Consider the following 25,890-nt stretch of genomic DNA (forward strand, 5'->3'; position numbering starts at 1 on the left):
ATTTTAAACAAAACCGCTTATGCTTCAAGAATGAAGTATAAGCGGTTTTTCCTTTTGAATAAAGCAATAATAAACGTAAAAAGTACTTTAAAATTCTTCTTTATACCTTTATTTTACTAGCTCTTCTATGTTATCATTTTTCTTGATTTTTTCTGATGATAGCCAGAGTGAGTAACTTGTTCCATCCTTGTTCCTTAAAAATATGTTAAATTCCTTATTATATAGTTCTTCTTTAAGAATAGTGACTACCTTTCTCAAATCCTCTATTACATAGGAATCATTTCTATATTTTATCTCACTGTCATTGAAAACTAAAGTCAATTCATACTCTAGACAGTTGCCGTCTTTCGGGTGTGAACAAGTAATACCTTCAATTACAAAACGATCATTTTGAATTTCATTTAACCTTTCGCCTACTTTTGTTTCAGTTTGAATCAAATATGTCCAATAACCTCTTACAGTGTTTTTCATTGTTAAAAGCAGTTCTTCTTTCGTTATAGCTTTTTGCACATTATCAAAAGGTAAGCCTATAGATTCACCATTATGATCCTCAATTTCAAGTTTTGTTATCTTTTTATTACTCTTCTGAATGAATTGGAATAGAGCATATAAACGATCTAATTCTTTTGATTCAAATTGACTGTAATCAATCTTGTCACTCGTTTTTAAAGTTAATAATAACTTATCAGTTGGTTTCTCCTCTATATAATCATCATCCACTATATATTGAAAAACATTTTTATTTTCAGGTTCCACGTAACCTAATTTTTTAATTTCTTCTAGCATTGGTTTGAATTTCTTATATTCCTCATATGTTTTTTTCCCGTATTGATATTCATCACCTTTTATTCTTGAATATAAGATGCCATCTACTTCTACTCTAAATTGAATATTTTTGTTATTTTTCGCTTGAACAGTATGATATGTATGTCCCATATTCCCTTCATTTATACCACCCCAACCTGTTACAATCACATCCATTCCGTGCTTTTTTTTTACATATTTTTTCACCTGATCTTCATCTTCATAATTACAACCACTTAAACATAAGAAACATAACAATAGCAACATTACATTTTTCATTCTTTTCATATAGCACCTTGCCCTCTTCCTTGCATAAGAAATGTTCGCTAATTAAAGACTGTATAAAAAAGAGAATAATAACACCTATACATTATTATTCTCTTTTTTATAGAAACGGGTCGAATCGCAGGCAATAGCCCATCCTATAACGATTAATGTTACAGATAATAACTTAAGGCCCGTCTTATATATATAATCCAAATCTTTAAGGTAAACAAAGGATATTACTCCTAATACAGCACCCACTATTCCTAGAATCAAACCCTTATACTTTTGTAAAAACATCTTATTCCCCCTTTCGTACAAACAAAATATTCCATATATAAACAATACTAAATTATGGAATATTTTCAAAGAATAAAATTTTTATATTCAGTATATATATCAATTTCTTATATTAATAAAAAACATCCCCATAGATAAGTAAATCTAAAGGGAGTGAACGGTTCCATTTTTTTATAAACAGTAAGACTTTGTTGTTATGTAACAGAAATGTGAAATATCATATTTCACAAAATATCTTGGCACAATGCAGTTTCACTATATACCCCATCCAAAATTTAGTTGTACTCTCACCTTGCCTAATAACTTCAAAGGATTTCCACTCGGTTATCCCGAATATATAAATAACCATTCTCACAAGGAGCGAATTTATATGAATCTATTCGAACATGAAACGTAAAACCGTTCCATTTTAATAAGAGGTCCTCCTTTTTTCTTTTCTCATCATATCATTTACTTACAAAATAGGAGGACATAATTATGAAACGTGATTCATTATTTTTAACTTTATTAGAAAGTGCTAATACAAATTTTAGCGGCTGGGATTTTTCTTTCATTTCAGAAACTGGTCGAATGAAGAGCGAGCCTTTATCGTGGTCGTACGGCAGCACTGCTTTTCAACTTATGCAGCATACAGAATCAATGCTCGATATGGGTACTGGCGGTGGAGAGTTTTTATCTATGTTACAACCGTTCTCGTCAACTATTTATGCTACTGAGGGCTACGCTCCAAACGTGCCAATTGCTCGGAAGAAATTAGAGCCTTTAGGCGTTACTGTTGTAGAAGTGATTGACGATACTGCTTTACTATTTCAAGATGGTCAGTTTGATTTAATCATAAATCAGCATGAATCATATGCTGCCTCTGAGGTAAACAGAATCCTTTCTCCAAATGGAATTTTCCTTACACAACAAGTTGGTGGTCTCGATTGTGCGGAACTAAATTCGCTATTTAGCGCACCGCTAAATAGCGAATTTGCAAGTTGGTCGCTTGAAACGGCATGTAGTCAGTTAGAGGAAAATGGATTTACTATTTTAGAAGCAAAAGAAGAGTTCCCTTTTCAACGCTTTTACGACATTGGCGCTATCGTCTATTATTTAAAAGCAGTTCCGTGGCAAATTCCTGATTTTATTGTCGAAGGTTACTATGAGGAATTATATCGTATACATGAGATCATCTTGCAAAAAGGATATTTTGATGTGAAGCAACATCGTTTTATGATTAAAGCGATTCACGGTTAATCATGGAGCATATGAAAAAGAGATGGATCTACCATCTCTTTTTTTATTTTCACTCAATATTTTCTATATTTAAACACTTCGTTTCACAGTAATAGCCTTTGCCACCAACATAAACTTTTTCTATTTTATTGTTGCTATTGGTTGCTAATTTAACTAATATTTCGGAAGGCGAGTGTAAAGAATAACCTTGTTCAAATACATAAACTTCTTTTTGTAAGTAGCGCTGTTCATAAAGGTAGCAAGCTAATGCACCGTTTGAAGTTCCAGTCGCTGCTTCTTCATTGATGTCGTATAGCGGAGCAAAGTTTCTGCATATCATTCGATTGTCATTAAAAGTATATAGATGCATCCCGACAACATTATAATACTTGCTGATTTCTTTAATTTTTTCAAAATTAGGTTGCATTGTATGTAATTGTGTTTCGCTTTTTATAGGAATTAAAATATCTTTTAAGCCCGTGGAGACAATTTGAATTGGGTATGTATTGTCTATATCTTTAATGTCAAAGCAGTCGATAAACTCATTTGGAGATATAACATCATAGAATATCGGTTCGTTTTGTTCCATGAATATGATGTCATCTTTTATGGTAATAGTAAGAACACCGCTGTTCGTTTCAATCGTATAGCGATTCTTGAAAAGTTTATTTACATGCATCAGTATCGCGAAAGAGCCAATTGTGGCATGACCACATAAATCAACTTCCTCTTTTGGTGTAAAATACTCAAATTTATAATCAGCAATTTCGGACTCTGATATAAATGCAGTTTCCGCATAGCCCAGTTGTTTGGCTATTGCCATTTTTTGAGTAGTGGTCAATGTATTCTCCATAAATACTACTCCTGCTTTATTTCCGCCTTTATGATCCTTGCTAAATGCACTTGCAACATAAACAGATATTTTCATAAGACACCTTCCTTCCTCACTTATAGTAAATTGTAGCATAGAACGTACTACGTATATATATTGTTGGATGAATTTTCTATAAAGCAAGAGACAAACTATTTTTTTAGTATCTGAACTCTCCAAAAATAGTTTGTCTACAGTCTTAGAGGTGGATCTATCATCTCTTTTCCCCCGTTTATTTAAAAATAGTTTGTAGCGCCCTCTAGTTCGTTAAGTAAGTTCGCTTCTCGTAATCGCATCAGCTAATGTAATAAGCTACTCGTGTGTTATCTTTCCGGCTAACTTTTCTTTTATAACTTTTTCCATTTCTTTTGTAATGGTCATACCTTCTATTTCTAGGCTCGCTTTAGCTGCCTCGAAAGCTTTATTCAGTTCTTCCTCGCTTTTGAATGCCATAATTTAAGTTATCTCCTTCACATCATTTTCATTTCCTTTTCTAATGAAGCAAATTGTGTACTTATACATACGTCCATTTCCTTCCCTTTACACATGAGTTATTTAGCTTATTTTTAAGTAAAAACACTCGCCTTACAATTCCTTATCACATAATATATAGTACAACTTTCATACGTAAGCACTTTACGTAAAGCGAAAGAATCCTTGTTAGAAAGGAGAATTAACATCGATACTATAAGCAATGAATTTCTAAAACTTTATTACGACAGCAACGTTTGGTTACATGATACACACTGGCTTGGGGTCCCCATTTTCAAACTTCCCTCTGATCTTTTTTTGTATCAAGAAATTATTTACGAATTAAAACCCGATTTAATTATTGAATGTGGCACTTGTTATGGTGGTAGCGCATTGTATTTAGCTTCTATATTAGATTTAATTGGAAAGGGTCACGTTGTTACTATTGATATATTCCCTCAACCAAATCGTCCATCCCATGACCGAATTACGTATGTAACGGCTTCTTCTGTTTCTGTACATGCCGTTCAAACTATATTAAATATGCGCAAACCTGATGATGTAATTTTAGTAATTTTAGATTCTGATCATAGTAAAGAGCATGTATCAAAAGAACTTTTACTTTATAAATCTATCGTTACTACTGGTAGTTATATTATTGTAGAGGATACATCTATTAATGGAAATCCTGTTTCTCCCGATTGGGGCCCTGGCCCAATGGAAGCTGTAGAAGAGTTTTTAGCTAAAAACAACAACTTCATAATTGATGAATCTAAACATAAGTTCTTCATATCATTTAACCCAAAAGGTTTTTTAAAGAAGATAGAGTGAAACTTTAATAAGTGGGGTTTTATATAACCCCACTTATTCTATAATCTTCATTTTTGAAAAAGGATAATATACAAATTCCACTTTGCCTATTATATTATCTTCTTCAATATATCCTAAGCCATTTCGACTATCTCTACTAAGTTCACGATTATCTCCCATTACAAATAATTTATTTGGCGGGATTTTCGTCTTTTGAAAGTTATAAAACACTTGCGTATTATTAAATAAATCTTTATTTGTATACGGTTCTTCTTGCTTTTTATCATTCACATATACTGATCCATTCTTTATGTTAATTACGTCACCAGGAAGTCCTATTACTCGTTTTACATAATATTTCGACTCATCCTCTTCCTTTATAATGACAATTTCTCCGTGCTCTAAATTTGAAAAATGTACTGCTGCTTTATTTACAAATACGTAGTCTTCTTCATATAAAGTCGGTTGCATCGATTTCCCTTCCACTTTACATAAAGTAAAAGAATGATAGGCTACTACCAAAACAAACACGAAGAGTATGTATTTCCCCCAGCCTCTTTTAATCTCCTGTTTCATATCCATTCCCACCTTATTTAAACGCTTTTTAACTCAAAAAATATATCACTGCACAATATGTCTCCATGCAGTGATACTATTTTTACTGGGTCTTGTTCGGCTGTTCTACTGGGACTGGATTTCCACCCGCTCTTTTCGTTTTCAATTCAAAATACGCATCCAAAATCTCTTTACCAATCGCGGAATTAATTCCTGATTTGTCATCATTCACCCAAGGTACAACAACTGAAAAAGCTACTTCCGGATCAGCATCATATGGTGCATAACCGGCAAGAGTTAAATTATAACATTTTTTTCGGTTATTGTTTTCATCTCTCCCAATATCACTTTCTCCACCGTATACAGTTTCAGCTGTTCCTGTTTTTCCAGCTGGTTTATATGGTAATCCTTTAAACGTTGCCGTACCTGTTCCGTCAGTTTCTTGAAAAACTCTTCTAAATCCTTCTTTTACATGATTAATGTATGAAGTGTCCATATCCACTCGATTTAAAATAACTGGTTCAATAGACCGAACAACTTTTCCAACATCCTCTGGTCTATGTGGTTGCTCTCTCACTTCTTGCACAATTTGTGGTTTCATTCGGTATCCGCCGTTTGCAATTGTTGACATATATTGAGCAAGCTGAAGCGGCGTATATGTATCGTACTGTCCAATCGCATAATCAAGTAAAAAGCCAGGTATGTTATCCGTTCTACCCATTTGACCAATCGATTCATTCGGCAAGTCAATACCAGTTGGTACACCTAAGCCAAACTGTCTAAAGTAGTAACGCATTTTATTAAATGTCTCTTTTTTAATATCTAACGGATTGTTTGGCACATAATTAATACCTGCCATTTTTAATGCTGTATTAAACATATAAACGTTTGATGAAACTTGTAAAGCTCTTAAATCATCAATATCACCAAAATCTTTCCACGATTTCTTTGGCTTAGTACTTCCTTTAAAATACATTGGTGCATCAAAGAAATGCGTATACGGCTTAATTGTTTCAGTTTGATATCCGGCTAATAACGTAGCCCCTTTCACAGTTGACCCTAACTCATAAGAACTTGTCATCGTTCCTAAAGCGAAGTCTTCTATTTGCATTCCGCCATCTTTATTTATAATTTTCTTTCCTGCCATTGATAAAATTTGGCCGTTTTTCGGGTTCATCATTACAACGAATGCGCGATCCATCATCGGCTCTGCAGAATGAAATGCTCGTAAATTCTTTTCAAGACTTTCCTCTACTTTTTTCTGTAACTCCATATCTACTGTTAACATTAAATTATTTCCACTTTTTCCTTCAGTCACTTTTTCTGTCCGAATAATATTTCCCGCTTTATCCGTAATATTTTTAGACTGTTCTTTCGTTCCATGTAATGCATCTTCGTACTGTTTCTCGATATAACTCTTACCAATGCGATCATTTCGGTTATAATCGCGCACTAAATAATAATCTAACTGTTCTCTCGGCAAGCCCTCATTTTCAGTAGAAACGCTACCAAGTATGGAACGAAGTATTTTATCATTTGGGTATTCACGTTCCCAATCCACTGTCGTATCCACTCCTGGCAAACTTGCCAATCTTTCACTTACGATTGCATATTCATTTTGACTTACATCTTTTTTAACAATTTGCGGCGTCATTTTATATCCCGCATTCATCCTACTTTTAATTGCTAGTACTTCTAGATCCTCTTTTGAAAGTTCGCTTAATTCTTCTTGCGTAATTCTTTCTCGGCGCAACTCTTCTACTTTTTTATCTAATTCTTTCCCTTCTATCTCTTGCTTCCTAAATGTACTCTCATCTTCTTTCGTCACTTTTTCTGCTGCTCGTTTTTCATTTAACTGCATCCAAAAATCTTTTTTATCTGTTTCTGTCAACTTATTTATATCTTCTGGTGACATTTCAATTAGCTGAGCTAAATTTCTTGCTACTTGTAAAACTTCTTTCGAATCTACTCCTTTCATTTTCGTATATGTAACGGTTCGTAGCGGTTTGTTATTTACAATCACTTGACCTACCCGATCAAACATTTTCCCTCTAGGAACAGGTGTGCTTACCGTTACATCTTCCTTTTTGTTCACTTCATTTCTATACGTTTCTCCATCAATGATTTGTACTTTACCTAATTGAATTATAATAGCTGAAAATAAAAGAAAGACGATAAAAAATAGTACATTTAATCGAAAAGGAATATGAGTCTTTTTCTTTTTCGATTGTTTCTTCTGCTCCTTTTTCTGTCTCATTTCGCTCCCTCGCTTCATTCTATTAACATTTCTACATAGAACCATTATGTATCAAATTTATTTATATGATATATATAGAATTTTATATTAATTACTAAAGAAATAAAAGATTTAATTTTCAGTTTTTTAATTTTATGTCCTATTTATTACCATTCCCCTTAATTCGTCATAACATGAATTTTATTCAAACAAAAAAACTGAGGTGTTCTCTATACACCTCAGTTTTTCATAAAAATAATAACTTATTTAACCGACGATACACCTTCAACAAACTCACCAATCTTATTTTGAAAAACAAAATCAAAGTTATATTCTTGCCCTGTTAACTCTTCATTTACTAAAATGGTCGTTGCCCCTATTTCCCTCTTTGCGATTTGCGGGAATGAAGCGACGGGTTGTACTTTTAATGACGTTCCCATAACGATAAGTACATCTGTTTCATATAAACGTGTTATCGCATTTTGATATTGCGGCAATGTATCTCCGTATAAAACAACGTCTGGATTTAAAATGAAATTACACTTCCCGCAGCGAGGCACTTCATGATCAATCATATACTGCAAATCATATCCCGCTTTACACTTCGGACAATGTGCTGTTTGAAGTGTTCCATGTAAATCAATGACATGCTTACTACCGCCTAATTGATGTAAACCGTCAATATTTTGCGTTAAAATCGTAATGTCTTTCTCTTGTTCTTCTAATTTAGCTAAATAGCGATGGCCACGATTTGGTTTATATTGATGAAACGTATTAATTTGAAAGATTTCTTTATAATGCTTCCAAAATTCTTTCGGACTTCTATTATAATATCCTCTTGATAAATACATCTCCACATTCGCATCAGCATACAATCCATTTGCTGAACGGAAATCTGGGATACCACTTTCCGTACTTGCACCAGCGCCTGTTAACACTGTAATTTTCTTCGCTTTTTCTAAAATTAAACGTACTTCTTCAAATTGTTGCACAAAAATCACCTCTATGTATATTGCTATACTTATTATACCAGTTGTTTACAGGAGGTGTTGTATGATTCGTTTTATTTAATGCGTAGTGCCCCCAATTTCCACAATATCGACCTCAACTGTCGTCGTTACCTCAACCGCCAGTTCTATCCCTTTACGAATAGTAGAAAGTGACATACTCGGTTGACCTGGATAGTTACTCGCTTGTTCTGGTAAGAACGGAATATGAATAAATCCGCCTTTTATTTTCTTATCGAGTTTCTCTAGTTCATGCATGAGACCGTAGAATAAATGATTACAAACAAATGTACCTGCTGTTTGTGAAACGGAAGCTGGTATACCTTCTTTTTGCAGTCTTTTTACAATTGCTTTCATCGGAAGTGTAGACCAATAGGCAGCTGGTCCTCCTTCTACAACCGGTACATCTACCGGCTGATTCCCTTCATTGTCAGCAATTCTTGCATCATCAATATTAATTGCGACACGCTCTATCGTAATATCTGGTCTGCCTCCAGCTTGTCCAATACATATAATCATTTCAGGGTTTAGTTCTTCTATATACTCTTTTAATACTTTTATTGATTTATGAAATACCGTTAGGACTTGTTTGCTAATAATCTTGTACTCTCCAATTGTTTTTTCATGTAAACTTTTTGCTACTTCCCAAGCTGGGTTGATGCTTTCTCCGCCGAACGGATCAAATCCTGTTAGTAATACTGTTTTCATAGTTTTCCCTCCTAATTAGAAACGATATACAAGGCCGTACATAATAAACATATTTATGATAAAGATTGAAAGAGCAATTGGTACTTGTGCTTTAATAACTGCATTTTTATCTTTTAGTTCTAAAAGCATCGCCGGAACAATATTAAAGTTTGCTGCCATTGGCGTAAGTAGCGTTCCGCAATATCCAGCAAACATACCGAGCGCTGCCATAATTGCTGGATTTCCGCCGTGCATTTGTACAATTAAAGGTAATCCAATTCCCCCAGTAATTACGGCAAACGCTGCGAAAGCATTTCCCATTACGACTGTAAAGAGCATCATTCCTAAACAATACGCCATAACAGCAACGAACGGATACTCTGTCGGTAACACTTGTCCGACTAAATCAGAAACGACTTGTCCAACGCCAGACTTTGCGAAAATACCGCCAAGTGCCGCTAACATTTGCGGTAAAATAACAGCCCAGCCGACAGCTTGTAATAATCTGCTTCCTTCTTGAACAGGCGTTGTTATTTTCGATTTTGTAATACGCATCGCTGCAACGAATGCAAGTAATGCTCCTAGTGCTAATGCTACTAGCGTTACTTTATCTGGATCAACAAGGGAAACATTTCCCCATTTGATTTTGCCTAACGTTAACGTACCGATAATTGTAAAAATAGGGATTAAAAGTGCAGGCATAAAAATTTTATTTTTTAATTTCTCCGCATGTTTTACACGTTCTTGCACTGGGACTTCCTTTTCCTGAGACTTTGTTACTTTATTTAATGAAGCTAATACGACCATAGCAAGCACAATACAACCAACGTAAAACGAAGGAATTACATTTCCAAATAAAAATGTAACTGCAAACAATGCCCAAAATAAGCTAGAACCAAATCGATTTGGATGTTCACGATCAAACGCAATACGAACAGCGATAAATGCAACGATTATACCTAATACATAATAGATTGTATCCATAGTTATGATGTTCATATTATATTGCCTCCTTCTCTTCTTTTCCTTCTGTCTTCATTGTTTTCTCTATATATTTATCAAACCTTCTAAACCTAATCCAGCTCACGATAAGTGCAGATATTGCAGTTGGAATACCCCAAAGTGCCATATCCCATACACCGACATGCATACCTACTGAATCGAAGAATCCTTTCATTAATAAAATGGCACCAGTTGCGATAAAAATGTCTTCTCCGAAAAACCAAGCTGTATTTTCCGCAGCCGCTGCGTTTGCTTTAATCTTCTCTCTTAATTTTTCAGGAAGTTTACCGTATTTACCTTGCGCAGCCCCTTCTGCCATCGGTGCAACGAGCGGTCTTACTGTTTGCGCATGACCACCAATGTTTAGTCCAAGTGCTGCTGATGATTCTCTTATTGTAAAATATGACATTAATACTCTTCCAGTTGTTGCGCCTTTTGATTTCGTTATAAGTGCTTCTGCTCTTTCTTTTAAACCGTAACGCTCTAAAATTCCGATTACCGGTAAAGTTAGTATAATTGGCATAGACATATATCTATTTTCTATGAAAAATTTACCGAACATACTGATTACATCATAAAAGCTTAATCCTGAAACCATACCAGTAACAATACCAGCAACCATAACTACTAAAAGTGTATTTAATCTAAATAAAAAGCCCACTGCAACAAGTAATATCCCGATTAATTTAATCATTCCAGCACTTCCCCCCATTTTTTATCCCGCATTAACGGGCAGTAAACGCCCGATTGGTTCAACTAATAATCAGCGGGGGATGAACCGCCCCACTGATTAAAGTTTCACTTTATTTCGGTGCACAAATAGAAATACCATTAAGTTCGAATGTTCTGTATATTTTTTCCGCAAATTGGACTGCTTTCTCTCCATCACCATGTAAACAAATTGTTTGTGCTTGAACTGCTACTTTCTCTCCGCTCACCGCTCTTACATAGCCTTCTTTCACCATTTGAAGCACTTGCTTTATCGCTTCGTCTTCATTTTTTATGAGCGCATTTTCTTCTGTACGACTTGTCAACGTTCCATCTTGCTTATACGTACGATCTGCAAAAGCTTCTTGTACAAGAGTTACATTGTATTTTTCCGCAGCCTGTATAAATGCCTTACTATTTGCTAATCCGTAAAGTAATAGATTGGGATTACTATGATAAATTGCCTTCGTGATTGCATCTGCAATTTCCGGATTTGTCGCCGCCATATTATATAGGGCACCGTGTGGTTTTACATGATGCATTTTCCCGCCAGCTGCTTTCACAAAAGCGTCTAATGCACCGATTTGATATAAAACGTAATCGTATACTTCACTTGCTGAAACATTCATGTTTCTTCTTCCAAATCCAATTAAATCAGGAAGACCAGGATGCGCGCCAATTGCTACGTTATGCTGCAGTGCCTTTTCGACCGTTTTCCTCATTACAGTCGGATCACCCGCATGAAAACCACAAGCAACATTTATGGAGGAAACGAACGGAAGAATTTCATCATCATTCCCCATTTTATAAGCTCCAAAACTTTCTCCTAAATCACAATTTAAATCGATTGTCGTCACGATATTCCCCTCCTAATGTCAACTTCGTAAAGTGATGAATTTCTTTAATAGATTCATATTTACTTCTTGTTCTATGTACAATTGTTCCGCTTCCTCAAGCGTAATTTTCTCAAAAGAAACGTAGTCCCCCGGTTTTAACTGAGCAAGAAGTGGTAAATCTACTGAAATAATATTTCCCATTCTCGGATAGCCACCTGTCGTTTGTCTATCTGCCATTAATATAATCGGCTGTCCACCGTTTGGCACTTGAATCGTTCCGAATGTAACGGGACTCGATAAAATCTCTTTTTCTTCAATCCTATTTAAAACTTCTCCTTCAACTCTATAGCCCATACGATCAGCGTAATTAGATACTTTATACTCTTTCGTAAAAAATGCCTGTATACTTTCTTCTGTAAATTGATCATATTCAAAATCAGTTATAACGCGAAGCTTAGGGTACTTCTTATACTTTGGCAGTATGCTGTTGCTAATTGCCCATTTCGTTTCGTTTCGCTCATCGTTTTGTAAGTTTTGAATGCATTGACTCGCCATTTCTGTGTGCGTTCCAATTTGAAAATAATCTCCCTTTTTCAGCATTCTTCCTTCAATACCACCAATTGCAGCACGTATGTAAGTACTTTTGCTTCCCATCGTACGATCAATTTGTATACCACCTGCAAAAGTCACATACGCTCTGCAACCGCTTTTCACTTTCCCAAAACAAAGCATGCTACCTTCTTCCGCTAAAATGGGACGCCATAATGGAATACGCTTCCCATTCAATAACGGCTCCATATCTGCTCCGCCAATCGCAAGTAAAGTCGTTTTCTTTATTAACAATTTAGGCCCCATGATCGTCATTTCGAGTCCCGCTTCATTCTCTTCATTACCGACTAACATATTGATCATCCGAAGTGCACTTTGATCCATGGCCCCTCCAACTGGTACACCGTATTGTTGATAATGAGACCGCCCTAAATCTTGGACTGTTGTAAACATTCCCGCATGCAAAATCTCTACATCCATTCTTTAGCCCCCTCAAGTGATACGTACTCTTCCTTCGTTATCGGGATAAATCGTAAATACATACCGCTTTGAATATAGGTTGGTGTTTCTTCTTCTGGATTAAATAAGGAGATTGGTGTTCGGCCGATAATATTCCATCCACCCGGTGTTTCAAGCGGATATATACCCGTTTGATTTCCGCCAATACCTACCGAACCAGGAGCAATTTGTAACCGCGGTATTTCTTTTCTAGGTGTTTCTAGTTCTTTTGATAGTCCTCCTAAATACGGGAATCCTGGTGTAAATCCTAACATATACACAAAATATGTTGTTTCACTATGTATGCGAATCACATCTTCTACTTGTAAACCGTGATAATGTGCCACCTCTTCTAAATCAGGTCCATATTCTCCCCCGTAACAAACGGGTATAGAAATATGTTTCACATCTTGTTTCAGCTCTTCCTTATACGTATCTAATATTCCAGTTATGTATTGGCATACGTAATCATACGATCTTATCTTTCTATCATTTCCCTTCCATATTTCATACAAATTGTAGTAAACGGCTAATGAAGTAAACGATGGAACGCATTCAATCATTCCTACAAACGGATGTTGCTGCAGTGCTTGAAATAGTCGTTGCACTTTTTCGTAAGTATCCATCCGGATTTCTTCACCAAATGTAACAATAATTGCTTGATCCCCTAACGCAGAAAATTTCATCCCACTCCCTCTTTCTATGCCAAAAAGCCGAGTTCTTTCGAAATGCGATGTGCTGTTTCCTTCACCTTCGCAATAAAATATGAAATATTACTTTCGCTGTACTCAATTGCTAATCCCGAAATACTAATACCTGCTACAACCCTTCCATCGCTTGCAAAAATGGGCGCTGCTATAGCCGCTGTATGATTTTCTAACTCAGAGTAACTAATTGTGTGTCCTTCCTTTTTGGCCATTTGTAACACTTCTAGCAATTGTTCCTTATCCACAATTGTTCCATCTGCAAACTGTTTTAAATCTGTTTCCTCTATGTATTTCCGTTTCTCTTCCTCAGAGAAATACGAAAGTAAAATTCTCGGACATGCGCCAGCATAAAGCGGTGCTCTTCTTCCAACCGCCGTATACACTCGTACAGGCTGAACGCCTTCCATCTTTTCCACATAAATCGCGTCATTACCATCTTGAATAATTAAATTAACTGCCTGCCCTAAATTATTTCTAAGCTCTTTCATATATGGAATCGCAATATTTCTTACAGATAATCTTTGTGAAACAAGTTGACCGAACCGTAAAAACACGACTCCTAAATGATATTTCCCCTTTTCGTTTTTTTGTAAAAACTCCATTTCTTCTAACGAGCCAATTAAACGATAAACAGATGTTTTCGGCATACTCGTAAGCTGAACCATTTCTGTTAAACTGAGCTCGTCATGCTCATAAAACAACTCTAAAATATCCATTGTTTTAACTGCCGTTTTATTTATACTCATTCTATCTCCCTCTTGTTCCGAATTCCGGAACTTAAATTCCGTTTTTCGAAACAAACATATAATTTAAAATTATAAAATATTCTTTCAATTCTATCAATATTTTTTTCACATACATAATCCGATATATTTTGTTCGCTATTAAAAAAACACAAATAATATGTGATTTATATTGGAGTGATTCGCTTCCTGACAGTGAATATAAAATTAACTTTAGAAATCACGACGGTTCAATTTCCAAAGTTCACATTGCTACAAAATTATTAGAATAAAAGTTACAATAAAAAGTACAAAAGTTTAGATTTGAACTAATATTTGATCACCTTTCATTAATAACACTAATATAAAAGAAAATATAAAGAGCATGTATTGATTAATACATGCTCTCCTCATAGTTATTCGAAATATTTTTTTAACATGATTGATTGTTCCTTCGTACAACTAACAAGTCTATTAGTTACATATTACTTATTTTTCAAAATCGTTCTTTTAGCTTTTTTAATAATTCTACTCGTTGATTTTATGTCAGTATCCTTTGCCCATTCTTCACACAGGTTCATTACCCAATCCGGTTTCGTTTTACTTGCATCATTTAACCAGTTTCCAACCGAATCTTGTACATATTTTGATGGATCTGATTTAAGTAAATTAAGAATGGGAAGTGCTTTTTCAGGTTCTTGTTTTAATATTTCAATATGTTTACTCCATACACCTCGAGGACGAATAGATTCTACAGAGAACCTACGAATATTCTCATCTTCACTTTTTGCCCATTCTACTAACAATTCCACACTTTCTTCTATATTTTGTGAAAGATCTTCTCTAATAGACATCCAAGCGATTTCTCGAACACCAAAATGATGATCCGCCGCAAAAGGTCGAATGTACGTTAATGTATCTTTTAATGTGTTATTTGATTTTTTATTCATAAATGCTGCCCAACATCGTACACTATCTGAAATATGATCAGATAATTTTAACAGTACATCTTCCTTGTTCCCTTCATTCTCTTTGAGTATAATTTCATCCAATAAAGCTCCTGTTATTCGTATGACTTTCATTCCTGTTTCAACGTTCTGTTTTTCTAATTCAGCTACTATACATTCCAAACTATTCTTGAGTCCTATTGAAGGTAAGACGTTTTTAAGTAGTTCAATATGATTTATAGCTAACCATTCTGTTAGATTAACACTTTCTACTTTCCCTTGCTGTAGTAATTGTAAGACCTCTTTAGGGATTTCGTTTACTTTCCTGGCTCCTTTCCTGTTTAAAATAACTTCTGCTTCTTTCGTTATCATTTAAATTCCCTCCTTGCAATACTATCTTCAAATAAACAGAGGCCATTTTGAAAAATAATAATCAAAATGACCTCTGTCTTTCTTAAATGAACATTCAGTTTTACAAAAAATGTGATTTAAATCCACCAGAAGAATATTTCTCCCATACTTGCTTTATAATGCTCTTACTTGCTTCAACGGCCAGAAAACAGCCTGTCCTTTTCCGACAATTTCATCTTCTGAAATAAATCCGAACATACGACCGTCTTTAGAAACTTCACGATTATCGCCTAAAACAAATACTTGGCCTTCTGGCACTTTCGTTTTCCCTGTGATTTGTTCTAATGTAAAGTCTGGAGTTAATACACGACCCGCCGCTTTTTCTTTAAATTCTTTTAAATATGGTTCTTCCATCGCTTCACCGTTTACATATAAAACATCATTTTTATACTCCACTGTATCGCCTGGTAAACCAATTACTCGTTTTACTAAATCGTATCCTTCTTTTCCGTGGAAGACGATAATATCAAAGCGATCTAATCCACTTATACTATAACCAATCTTATTCACGAGAACTCGTTCGTTATTTTCTAAAGTGGGCATCATCGATTCACCTTGCACTAATGAAGGTGTAAATAAAACACCGCGAATAATTGCGATTAATACAAGGGTAAATCCTATCGTTTTAGCCCATGAGAATAATTCTTTCTTCGTATTTTCCTTCATCGTTTCTCCTCTTTCTTACGTGTTTATTGTATGATTTGAACTAATTCCTTTACTAAGTTAAGATCAATTTCAGAAAAACATGATTTTCCTTCTCTTACCGCTGTACCAACATGAGCTTGCGAAATTCCAGTTTCATCAAGCAATCGCTTTATATTTTCTTTCGTCACGCCAGCTCCAGCAACAAGTTGAATTTGACCATCGCTTACCTTTTGCATTTCTGTAAGCACCGGAATATTATCTACTATATTTCCTTGTCCACCTGAAGTTAAAACGTGAGTCACTTTATGAAACTTCTTTAAAGTTCTCATCGCTTCTACTGGATTTTCTATATCATCTATTGCACGGTGATATGTGACATTTATCCCGTCTACCACAGATAATAAATCCCCTAGTTTCTCTTCATCCACTTCATTTCGTTCATTTAATACACCTAATACAACACCAGCTACTCCTAATTCCTGAGCAACTACAATGTCTTCCTTCATCATTTCAATTTCTTCTTCCGTATATGTAAAAGACTTCGCATGCGGACGAATCATAACGTGAATCGGTATTTGTACTGCTTCTACCGCTTTTTTTATAAATGCATAACTCGGCGTTAAACCACCTTCTGTATAAGATGTAATTAATTCAATTCGCTTCCCGCCAGCTCGTTCAATTCGTTTCACATCTTCTAAACATGTTGCAATAACCTCTAGCATGAGATAACCTCTTTTCGTGCTTTTTTCTTATTATAACATTAGTAAAAATAAGAAACCTAGATTTCTCCTTTAAAACTATAAAAAGAAGAATGAAAAGAAAGATTTTTTCAATTGATGACGTTTATTGGTGATTTTATATTCTAAAAAAAGAGTAACCCCTAGAACTTCTGACTAGGTGTCACTCCTTTTTATTTTACAAAAACACTAGATTTCCCCTATACATTTAGTTCTTCTTAGTTACTTCATTATAATAGTGGCTAAACGCTTCTACTAATGCGTCAACTGACGCATACAATTCTTCTGGTGTATTATCTACTCCTCCCATTTCAATAAGTAATGCATTGGGAGAAAGGTCTTGATTATATACTCCGTTCCCGCTCTTACGATCTTTAATAAAAATCCCTCGGCTTAAACCGTAATATTTTTCATCTAAATATGAATTTATTGCTGTTACTATTTTTTTATTTTTTTCAAAGTTAGGATTTTCTCGTCCTAAAATAAAATAGAGCCGAGCATAATTCTTTCCGTTAATATTTTTTGTTGTAGTATTTTTTCGTGCATCGTCCCTATGAAGGTCCATTGGAAACATAATATTTTTATCTTGTGCTAATTTATCTTGTAATATTTGACGGGATCCTTTGTAAGATTGGGCCCAATTTAAATTTTTATTTCGCAGAAAATCCCTCATATTTGTCGTATCATGTGAAACACCTATTCCTTTTTCTTCTAACTTTTGTTTTAAATAGTTTCCAACAAACGTAATATTCACTTCATTATTTGTACTAGAAGCATCATCGGGTATAGTGGCACCTGGAATTAGAGGAATAAACGACTCCCAACTATGTGTATGATAAATAAAAACCTTATTTTCACTGTTATTTTGTGTATTTGAATTTTCACCCGTAGAATTGTTTTCTTTTTGACTCTTTGGGCGTTTAATAGCAGATCCTTTATCTTTAATATTCTCTAAAGGAATACTGGATTCTTCAGGAATGTTCGTATAATCTGTTCCTTCCCCAGCAATTAATATTTCCGAATAAAACTGATTCATATTTGGAAGTTCTCGAGTTAATAAACTTCGGAGATCATTTACATTAATATTTGTAGAAAGTGAAAGCAAAAAAGATTCCAAAGACGCTCGTCCTTTTTCTTTATGAAATTCTTCTGCAAAATAACGATTTTCACTTCCTATCATATACATAAGACCTTTAGTAGAATTCGTTCCTAACAACTGATTCATATAAAATGATTTAAATACGCTGGAATTACTAGAAATGAAGAATGAAGTGAGGATACATATAATAGTGAATAAAATACATATCACTACATATCTTACATTTAATACTTTCAGTTTAATTTTATTCATTTTATATCTCCCTTCATTTACTATATTCTTACGCTTAATTTTCAATGAATATGATTACTAATTTAATAGAACTGCCTCAAACTACTATGTTTTCATTTAACCTCTTTCCATAAAGCAAATGAGGTTAAAGTTGCCATATGCAAATATCATCAAAGATTTTAAAACAAATTAAATAACCTGAGTCTATATAAATATAGAACTCAGGTTATTTAATACTGTTTACTCGACAGGAGGCACTGCATTTTGATGTACTTTTTTATTTTCCATGTCAATGCCTAATTGGTCTTTCAATAACTTCATACCTTTTTTTGTAAGATGGACGGCTCGAGTCTTATCCGTTTTTGTAATCCATTCCTGTTCAAAAAACAGTTTTGCTATTGCAGATCCTAACCAACCAGAAATATGGTAGCGTCGTTCACTCCAATCAAGACAAGGTTTTGCAAATACCCTCCTCTTTATTTCTGCTGTTTCAATATTTATTCCAAAATTCAGAAACCATTGCTTACCTTGTTCCGTTACAATGTATTCTCCTTCCTCTAAAATTATAAATTCCCTATGTAGTAATTTTTCAGTTATCTCTACACCGAGTCTGCCTGCAAGATGATCATAACAAGTTCGAGCATAACGAATTTGTTTTAGCTGATCAGATTGTTTTAAAGACCGAACTTGGACTGTTGGTGCAATTGTTCCTAACTTTTCAAGAACTTCTGCTACCTCTTGATTAGCAAGTCGATAGTAACGATGTCTACCATGTTGTTCAACTGTAAGTAAATTCCCCTCTACTAATTTAGAAAGATGAGAACTAATCGTTGGATGTGACACTTTTGCCTTATAAGCCAATTCGCTAGCAGGTAGTGCCTGATTGTTCATTAAACAATCTAGGATAATTGCTCTTGTAGGTTCAGCAATTAGTTTAGCTATATATGAGATATTCGGATATACATTCATATTTCGATGATACCCTAACTATTAAATTGATACAATTATTTTAAGTTTAACAGTAAAGGAGAATGTATTATGAATGCAATTGATCTTAGTATATTAAATTTAAAAGAAACGCGAAGGCGCTCAGAAAAATTATGGAATTCTCTTCCCGATAATTTTCTTAATTGGAAGCCTGATCATGAGGCTATGTCCTTTGGTGAAATGATTCGTCACGTATGGAGCTCAACTTTTTACTATCATATGATTTTAAAAAACAACGGCTCAATAAACGACATACATATCCCGTATGATGACGAGCCAATTACTTGTGTAAAAAAAGAAATTGAATTGGCACAATCATACTTTACTGACTTTATAGAATATGTTCAATCCATAAGCATAGCTGAGCTAGATTCAACCCTTATTGATCGAAGCGATGTTGGCTATCAAAGATATTTAGGCGACATGCTATTACGAATTGCCTATCATGATGCGGTCCATGCAGGTCAATTTTTACAATATTTACGAATGGTTAACTTGGAAAGACCTTTAATTTGGGATTAAATATAACAAATGTTTACAAAGCTTCCCCTGGCATTACAATAAGAATTTTTCAACAAGAAACAATTACAAAACCATGATAATCATTTATATTAAAAAACTACATCTCAACCAAGTACGTTGTACACATAAAAAGCACGTGTTTGATTACTAATCAAACACGTGCTTTCAAAACAACTATATTATCCATAAACACTAAAATATAAGCTTTAAAAACTACGACCGAAACGCCGCATCCGCCAGCATAGAAAGTGTTACATCATCCATCGGCGGATTGTGTAATCCTGCTCTGACATTTAAATAGTAACGATGAAGCGGATTTTTTTCTGATAAACTTTTCGCTCCTACGATGCGCATTGATTTATCCACTATGGATATCGCCGCATTTGTTACAGCGTATTTCACTGCTGCTAGTTCTGCTTGCAATGATAATTTATTTTCTGCCTCATCGTACTTTTTCGCAATTTGATATAAAAAGACGCGAGCTTGCATAAGCTCGAGTTCTAATTCTCCAACTAATCTTCTAATATTCGGTAATAAACTAATAGAATGGTTTAAACTATTTGGCTTGTATGTTCCCGCAAACTGAACTGCATAATTTCTTGCTGCTTGTGCAATTCCTAAATAACATGCTGGTATATGTAGCAACCAGCCAATACCCTTTTGTTTCACTTTTCCGCCCTTTATATCTGTAAAAAAGCGACTTTCTATCTCTACATTTTGTAAGACAAGGTCGTGACTAGCAGTCCCTCTCATTGCAACGCTATCCCACGTTTCTTCAATAGATACACCGAGTGTATTTCTTGGAATGACAAACTCACCAACTTCTTCTTTGCCTTCAATACTCGCTGAAATAATAAAATAATCAAGTACTGGCGCCATCGTTGTAAAAGTTTTTCTTCCATTTATAACCCACTTCTCGCCTTGTTGAACCGCTATTGTTTCTGGCTTACCGCCACGCGTCGGGCTCCCTGTTTTCGGCTCTGTTGCTGCTCGGTTAAAGAGCGCACCATTACGCACTTCCTCGCAAAACCATTTGAACATCTCATCATTCCAAGAGCGGTTTTCCGCTAGCTCTTTCACAATACCAAGATGCCAGCCAATCGATAATGCAGTAGCTCCGCAGCCTTCCGCAATTTTCTCTTGAAATAAAACGAAGTCATATAAAGAAATCGCACTACCACCAAATTCCTTCGGTAACGTTAATTTCGTATATCCGATATCTTTCAAATCATTTATATTTTCATACGGAAATGATCCTAATTCACTTAGTTGATGCTCCCTTTCCATGAACTTCGGAATCAATTTATTTATTTGTTCAATAATGAAAGATTGTTTTTCTGTTTCAACAAATGAGAGTGCCATACTATAATCTCCTTTATGCTCGATTCATAAACCGTTCATTTTGTCATTATGATTATATGAAGCTACCTCTCTATTGTTTCACTATTCCGATAAAAATACAATGTTTTTGACTAATAAGAAAAGTTCCTATTTAAAGATAGGTTCTATTCTTATTAGTCTCCCTTCAATGCCTTTAATGGCAACGAGGTTACATATCCAATGTACGAGAATAATTCTTTAAAGAAGAATGGTATTTCTGTATCTAACGTTTTATATGCTGATGTCGGCGTTGGTGAAGCATACGCTTCAATATTAATATGTTTTGCGATTCTCATTGCGCGTTTCATATGAAGTGGATCACTTACAATCGTGTATGTGCGTATTCCGTTCTCTATTCCAACTTCCTTCGCATTCTTTAAATTTTCTTCAGTGAAAAGGGATTTTGTTTCAATTAAAATATCTTCCTCTTTTACACCTTGTTTCATTGCATATGCTCTTGCAGTACGGGCTTCCTCAAGTTCTGCCTCGAACTTTGTACCACCTGTAAAAATAATCTTTTTAATATTTCCGTTCTTATATAAAGAAATCGCATGATTAATTCTTTCTTTAAATACAGGAGATGGTTTTCCGTTCCACGAAGCTGCTCCTAGTACGATACCAGCATCCGTTTTCACGCCATCATTTGTTTTAAAACGATAACTCCAAATATCATAAGCTGCATAACTTACATATAAAATAGCAGAACAAATCATTAGTAAAAATACTTGAAAGATTCGTCTTTTCTTACTCTTCTTATTTTCTTTCATTTGTAATTGCCTCCGTACATCATCCATACTTCTATAAAAAAACATTTATATCAAATCGTTTTGTTTGAGTTTATTTAAAAGAAGGAACTTTACTTGTTATTTATGTATAAAAGGGTTTTCATTTAAAATTGAGGATTATCAATTCATTTTTATTTGCGGTTTTCATTACATGTTTTAAATTCATAAGTTTATTACCATACAACTACATTGTAACGAATTTTTTCTCAGAAGGGAACGATGAAACAAAAGGAATTAAAATAAAGTAGCATTTTGTAAGAAAAAAGGTATATTTTTCATACATCACGAACAATATACCTTTCAAAACACGAATTATAACTTTTCTTTATACAACTCTAAATTTTCTAATAAACGTGCTTTCACAACTGGCCATTCACTTGCGATAATACTATACACAACTGCATCTCTCACATGACCACTTGGCAATTTTCTTTCGTTTCTAAGCACACCCTCTTTTACTGTACCTAACCTTTCAATTGCTCGTTGTGCTTTTTCATTTCTTGCATCCGTCTTAATTTGTACTCTCAGCATACGTAATTTTTCAAAAGCATACTGAAGAAGCATATACTTACACTCTGTATTTATACTCGTACGTTGCACACTTGGATGATACCACGTTTGCCCTAACTCGACTGTCTTATTTTCTACTGAAATATTATATAAGCGTGTACTCCCTACAATCGCATTCGTCTGTTGATCCACTACAACGAAAGGTATTTGAGTCCCCTTCCCATAACCCTGTATCGCTTTTTGAACATATTGCTGCATATCTTGAACACTATCCATTTTAGAAATTAAATACGCCCAAATATCCCGATTTCCTTCTACAATCGAAAACAAAGTTTCGACATCATCACTATCTATTAACTGTAACTTTGCTCTTTCATGAATTATTTCCATTTGTTCCCCTCCTCTTTTTTAACTATATCATACAAAAAAACATCTTATAATCTATATATCGTAAATTAACAAACATAAAAAAACTCGCTTTTCTTTAAAGCGAGTTCATTCTTTATAGAAGTATGTAAGCAATCGGCGTAATAATAAGTAACGTTAATATCGTTCTTTGTACATAGAGAATAATAAGTTCCGATACTTTTAAAGGAATGTCTGTCGATAAAATACAAGGAATGGAAGCTGAGAAGAACAATATAGATGAGACCGAAACAACCGCAATGACAAACTTTGTCACAAGTGGTGCACTTACAACTAAAAGAGAAGGTAAAAACATTTCTGCGATACCAACGGATGCCGCTTTAGCAGCTAAGCCTGCTTCTGGTAATTGTAATAGCCACGTAAAAGGATAGAAAATATAACTGATCCAATCAAATATTGGCGTGAATTTCGCTAAGACGATACCAATTAATCCTACTGACATAATAGATGGTAAAATTCCCATTGTCATAATAAAACCATCTTTTAAATTCACTGCGATATTTTTCATAATACTCGGGGCAGACTTTGATACTTCTAACGCATCTTCCCAAGCTCGTTCTAGCATTTTTTCTTTATAAACAGGCTCTGGGAACCCTTCTTCTGTTACATATGTATCTGGTTTTCTACTAAGGGGAGGGATTCTTACGGTGATAGCAGTTACGATGAATGTTACAACGAGAGTAGTCCAAAAATAAACATTCCATAAATGCATAATGTCTAATGTTTTTGCGATGATGATCATAAATGTTGCGGATACTGTAGAAAAACCTGTAGCGATAATGGCTGCTTCTTTTGTCGTATATTTCCCTTCTTTATACACGCGATTTGTAATAAGAAGCGCAAGCGAATAACTCCCCACAAAGGACGCAACTGCATCGATTGCTGATCGCCCTGGTGTTTTCCATAATGGTCTCATAATTGGACGGCAAAACGTACCGATAAATTCAAGTAATCCATACCCGACTAATAATGCTAAAAAAGCTGAGCCGATTGGAACGAGTAAACTTACCGATATTACTAGTTTTTCATACAAAAACGGCCCTACATCTGGTGCAAAGAACCAAGTTGGTCCTACTTTCAAGCAATATAATACACCAAAGACAACACCAATTACTTTTAAAATAGAAAAACAAATGTCTACAATAGATGCATTCCATTTTTTCGTATAGAATGGATAAATCGCACCCATTATCATAACGAGTAGAGCGTAATAAGGTACGACGCTCGGAGCCGAAGACCGAATCCATGATACGATATGATCAATCATAATGGATGAAGCTCCGTTTATCGTAACTGGTACGAAAAACATAAATACCCCAACTAGACTAGCGAGTATAAACCGAAGAATAGTCCCCTTCTCACTCCCTGTCTTAATTACATTCCTTTTTAATTCAATTTCACTCAAAATTCGACACCTCCTATTATCTAAATGTTCTGTATAATTACGTTAGATTCCTTCTTTCCATTTCTATATTTAATCATATAAAAAAGCCTATTTTAAAATAGGCTTTTTCTACTACCTCTCATAATCATCCACAATCACTTGAATCACACGATACGATTCCTCTGCCACTATCCTATTACTTTCCTTATTCGCATCATATGTAATTAACGCTTTCCAAAGTGCCCATCCTCTCGCTCTATTCCACGTTTCTTCATCTATATGCAATTCTTCTTTAAATACGTTTCTACTACCCTGATCAAAAAACGTCCATGCCATCGCTGCATCACAGGCTGGATCTCCTACTCCTAAAATACCAAAATCAATTACAGCACAAAGCTTTCCCTCTTTAACAAGTAAGTTCCCTGGCGCTACATCTCCATGAACCCAAAGTGGTTTGCGGTCCCACTTTGACTGAAGTGCTAAATCCCAAAGATGTTTTAATACTGTTTCATCAAAAGCGTCCTTATTATTTTCGATAGCCCTTCTCGCTTCTTCATCGTATACAGATATTAGCCCGCCTCGGTAAAAATTATGCGCTCCAGCTACCGGTCCGTTACTCGCATCAATAGATTGCAATTCTACTAAAAATGCTCCTAAGTCCGCCGCAAATTCACTTAAATCACGGACATTTTGTTTCGTAACTGTTTCTCCTTCTATCCACTTATTAATAGACCAAGGCCATGAATACGATTCAGATGGAGTTCCTTTCGCAAGTGGTGTAGAAATCGGTAAAGAAAGCTCCTTACTTAATATAGGTAGCCACTTATTTTCTTTCTCTACTTGTGGTGCATATGCTGCATCACTTGGCAACCTGACACTCATCTCATCTCCTAAGTGAAACGTTCTATTATCATGTCCACTAAACTTTACAGGCTTCACCTCTAAATGTGCCCATTTAGGAAACTGTTCTTGTACTAATCTTTTAACTAACTCTTTGTTAATTAAATTCATTCACTTTCCCCTTTTCATTTGAAACTTACTATGTCCATCCGTACTACCGATATATTCAAAACCACATCGCTTATAAAAATCATTCAACTTAAGATTATGCCCAACACAATCTAACCTCAAAAACTCTTTATCCTGTTGTACATTCTCTTCTACCCACTGTAAAATCCATTCTCCGATTCCATTCCCCTTATACTTCCGTTTCACCGCAAATCTATGAATATATAAAGAATTTGAAACTTCCTCTTTACCAAAAATACGCTCATCCCATTCATTTTGTTTAGGAGATACTGTAACCGTACGACAATTTCACTTTCTTTCACAACAACGTACGTATTTTTCTCTTTTATACCTTCTAGTATTTCAGCCGTAGATTCCTCTCCTAAAAGGTACTGCCATTGATCCACTTCTTTATGTTGTAGCCACTCTGCTACTTTTTTTAATAGAGTAATAATGCTATCACTTTCATTTTCAGTAGCAGTTCGAATTGTATATTCTTTCGTTATTGTATTGCTCTCCATATTGTCGTTCCCCCCTCATATGTTTACTTTTCTCTTTATTAATTTTCATTTT

27 protein-coding genes and 1 pseudogene are annotated in these 25,890 nt (G+C 34.8%); 3 read left to right on the top strand and 25 right to left on the bottom strand.

What is annotated here, in order from left to right:
• Positions 1–108 precede the first annotated feature (108 nt).
• Together QCI41_RS05400 and QCI41_RS05405 are read right to left on the bottom strand one after the other, a co-directional pair.
• Positions 109–1,092, bottom strand: a complete 984-nt coding sequence (locus QCI41_RS05400; RefSeq protein WP_097915346.1) for a hypothetical protein — start codon at positions 1,090–1,092, stop codon at positions 109–111.
• 75 nt (positions 1,093–1,167) lie between these two features.
• Complete coding sequence (locus QCI41_RS05405) at positions 1,168–1,368, bottom strand: hypothetical protein (protein WP_353838059.1); 201 nt, start codon at positions 1,366–1,368, stop codon at positions 1,168–1,170.
• Between the two features lie 477 nt (positions 1,369–1,845).
• On the opposite strand from QCI41_RS05405, the gene QCI41_RS05410 reads away from it, so the two are divergent.
• Positions 1,846–2,607: a class I SAM-dependent methyltransferase gene (locus QCI41_RS05410; RefSeq protein WP_353838058.1), complete on the top strand. Its 762-nt coding sequence runs from the start codon at positions 1,846–1,848 to the stop codon at positions 2,605–2,607.
• A gap of 49 nt (positions 2,608–2,656) precedes the next feature.
• On the opposite strand, the gene QCI41_RS05415 is transcribed toward QCI41_RS05410, so the two are convergent.
• Both QCI41_RS05415 and QCI41_RS05420 read right to left on the bottom strand, forming a co-directional pair.
• Positions 2,657–3,514: a PhzF family phenazine biosynthesis protein gene (locus QCI41_RS05415; protein ID WP_353838057.1), complete on the bottom strand. Its 858-nt coding sequence runs from the start codon at positions 3,512–3,514 to the stop codon at positions 2,657–2,659.
• A 255-nt stretch (positions 3,515–3,769) separates the two neighbouring features.
• Positions 3,770–3,910, bottom strand: a complete 141-nt coding sequence (locus tag QCI41_RS05420; RefSeq protein ID WP_353838056.1) for a hypothetical protein — start codon at positions 3,908–3,910, stop codon at positions 3,770–3,772.
• 225 nt (positions 3,911–4,135) lie between these two features.
• On the opposite strand from QCI41_RS05420, the gene QCI41_RS05425 reads away from it, so the two are divergent.
• Entirely contained in the window at positions 4,136–4,759 is a 624-nt protein-coding gene (locus tag QCI41_RS05425; RefSeq protein ID WP_353838864.1) for a CmcI family methyltransferase, read from the top strand.
• 33 nt (positions 4,760–4,792) lie between these two features.
• Here the strand turns inward: QCI41_RS05425 and lepB (QCI41_RS05430) are convergent, their stop codons facing one another.
• The 15 genes from lepB (QCI41_RS05430) to QCI41_RS05500 all read right to left on the bottom strand — a co-directional run bounded on the left by lepB (QCI41_RS05430) (position 4,793) and on the right by QCI41_RS05500 (position 19,284).
• Positions 4,793–5,314, bottom strand: a complete 522-nt coding sequence (gene lepB / locus QCI41_RS05430) for a signal peptidase I (RefSeq protein ID WP_060487262.1) — start codon at positions 5,312–5,314, stop codon at positions 4,793–4,795.
• Between the two features lie 82 nt (positions 5,315–5,396).
• On the bottom strand, positions 5,397–7,550 hold the full coding sequence (locus QCI41_RS05435; RefSeq protein WP_353838055.1) for a peptidoglycan D,D-transpeptidase FtsI family protein: 2,154 nt from the start codon (positions 7,548–7,550) through the stop codon (positions 5,397–5,399).
• 242 nt (positions 7,551–7,792) lie between these two features.
• Positions 7,793–8,521 carry an NAD-dependent protein deacylase gene (locus tag QCI41_RS05440; RefSeq protein WP_353838054.1) on the bottom strand — a complete coding sequence of 243 codons (729 nt, stop codon included), beginning with the start codon at positions 8,519–8,521 and terminating at the stop codon, positions 7,793–7,795.
• Between the two features lie 75 nt (positions 8,522–8,596).
• Entirely contained in the window at positions 8,597–9,244 is a 648-nt protein-coding gene (gene pcp, locus QCI41_RS05445; protein WP_353838053.1) for a pyroglutamyl-peptidase I, read from the bottom strand.
• A gap of 15 nt (positions 9,245–9,259) precedes the next feature.
• Positions 9,260–10,222, bottom strand: a complete 963-nt coding sequence (locus tag QCI41_RS05450) for a DUF979 domain-containing protein (RefSeq protein ID WP_063225245.1) — start codon at positions 10,220–10,222, stop codon at positions 9,260–9,262.
• Position 10,223: 1 nt separating this feature from the next.
• A complete protein-coding gene (locus QCI41_RS05455) occupies positions 10,224–10,919 on the bottom strand; it encodes a DUF969 domain-containing protein (RefSeq protein ID WP_000593393.1) in 696 nt (231 codons plus the stop codon).
• 109 nt (positions 10,920–11,028) lie between these two features.
• Positions 11,029–11,790 (bottom strand): 5-oxoprolinase subunit PxpA, encoded by a 762-nt coding sequence (pxpA, locus tag QCI41_RS05460; protein WP_353838052.1) that lies wholly within the window; start codon positions 11,788–11,790, stop codon positions 11,029–11,031.
• A gap of 18 nt (positions 11,791–11,808) precedes the next feature.
• Entirely contained in the window at positions 11,809–12,798 is a 990-nt protein-coding gene (locus QCI41_RS05465) for a 5-oxoprolinase subunit C family protein (RefSeq protein ID WP_353838051.1), read from the bottom strand.
• Positions 12,789–13,502, bottom strand: a complete 714-nt coding sequence (gene pxpB / locus QCI41_RS05470) for a 5-oxoprolinase subunit PxpB (RefSeq protein ID WP_353838050.1) — start codon at positions 13,500–13,502, stop codon at positions 12,789–12,791. The genes QCI41_RS05465 and pxpB overlap by 10 nt, the downstream gene beginning before the upstream one ends.
• 14 nt (positions 13,503–13,516) lie before the next feature.
• Positions 13,517–14,269, bottom strand: coding sequence for an IclR family transcriptional regulator (locus QCI41_RS05475; protein ID WP_353838049.1), 753 nt, complete (start codon positions 14,267–14,269; stop codon positions 13,517–13,519).
• A 461-nt stretch (positions 14,270–14,730) separates the two neighbouring features.
• Complete coding sequence (locus QCI41_RS05480; RefSeq protein WP_087984559.1) at positions 14,731–15,564, bottom strand: DNA alkylation repair protein; 834 nt, start codon at positions 15,562–15,564, stop codon at positions 14,731–14,733.
• Between the two features lie 153 nt (positions 15,565–15,717).
• Positions 15,718–16,269 (bottom strand): signal peptidase I, encoded by a 552-nt coding sequence (lepB, locus tag QCI41_RS05485; RefSeq protein ID WP_098084616.1) that lies wholly within the window; start codon positions 16,267–16,269, stop codon positions 15,718–15,720.
• Positions 16,270–16,292: 23 nt separating this feature from the next.
• Complete coding sequence (locus QCI41_RS05490) at positions 16,293–16,970, bottom strand: copper homeostasis protein CutC (protein ID WP_353838048.1); 678 nt, start codon at positions 16,968–16,970, stop codon at positions 16,293–16,295.
• Between the two features lie 223 nt (positions 16,971–17,193).
• Positions 17,194–18,336: a stage II sporulation protein P gene (locus QCI41_RS05495; protein WP_353838047.1), complete on the bottom strand. Its 1,143-nt coding sequence runs from the start codon at positions 18,334–18,336 to the stop codon at positions 17,194–17,196.
• Positions 18,337–18,555: 219 nt separating this feature from the next.
• Positions 18,556–19,284 carry an ArsR/SmtB family transcription factor gene (locus QCI41_RS05500; RefSeq protein WP_353838046.1) on the bottom strand — a complete coding sequence of 243 codons (729 nt, stop codon included), beginning with the start codon at positions 19,282–19,284 and terminating at the stop codon, positions 18,556–18,558.
• Positions 19,285–19,353: 69 nt separating this feature from the next.
• Here QCI41_RS05500 and QCI41_RS05505 point away from each other — a divergent pair, with 69 nt between their 5' ends.
• Entirely contained in the window at positions 19,354–19,824 is a 471-nt protein-coding gene (locus QCI41_RS05505; protein ID WP_353838045.1) for a DinB family protein, read from the top strand.
• A 213-nt stretch (positions 19,825–20,037) separates the two neighbouring features.
• Here QCI41_RS05505 and QCI41_RS05510 read toward each other — a convergent pair whose 3' ends face one another.
• The 6 genes and pseudogenes from QCI41_RS05510 to QCI41_RS05535 form a co-directional block, all read right to left on the bottom strand.
• Positions 20,038–21,186, bottom strand: coding sequence for an acyl-CoA dehydrogenase family protein (locus QCI41_RS05510; RefSeq protein ID WP_353838044.1), 1,149 nt, complete (start codon positions 21,184–21,186; stop codon positions 20,038–20,040).
• Between the two features lie 152 nt (positions 21,187–21,338).
• Positions 21,339–21,971, bottom strand: coding sequence for a YdcF family protein (locus QCI41_RS05515; RefSeq protein WP_353838043.1), 633 nt, complete (start codon positions 21,969–21,971; stop codon positions 21,339–21,341).
• Positions 21,972–22,301: 330 nt separating this feature from the next.
• A complete protein-coding gene (locus QCI41_RS05520; RefSeq protein WP_353838042.1) occupies positions 22,302–22,889 on the bottom strand; it encodes a GNAT family N-acetyltransferase in 588 nt (195 codons plus the stop codon).
• A gap of 112 nt (positions 22,890–23,001) precedes the next feature.
• The gene (locus tag QCI41_RS05525) at positions 23,002–24,330 is read right to left on the bottom strand and encodes a YjiH family protein (protein WP_353838041.1); all 1,329 of its coding nucleotides are present in this window, start codon (positions 24,328–24,330) and stop codon (positions 23,002–23,004) included.
• A gap of 111 nt (positions 24,331–24,441) precedes the next feature.
• The gene (locus tag QCI41_RS05530; protein WP_353838040.1) at positions 24,442–25,320 is read right to left on the bottom strand and encodes an aminoglycoside phosphotransferase family protein; all 879 of its coding nucleotides are present in this window, start codon (positions 25,318–25,320) and stop codon (positions 24,442–24,444) included.
• Positions 25,321–25,838, bottom strand: a pseudogene (locus QCI41_RS05535) (GNAT family N-acetyltransferase).
• Positions 25,839–25,890 lie beyond the last annotated feature (52 nt).

The sequence above is a fragment of the Bacillus cereus group sp. MG4 genome (genome assembly GCF_040460055.1).
Classification (GTDB): Bacteria; Bacillota; Bacilli; order Bacillales; family Bacillaceae_G; genus Bacillus_A; species Bacillus_A wiedmannii.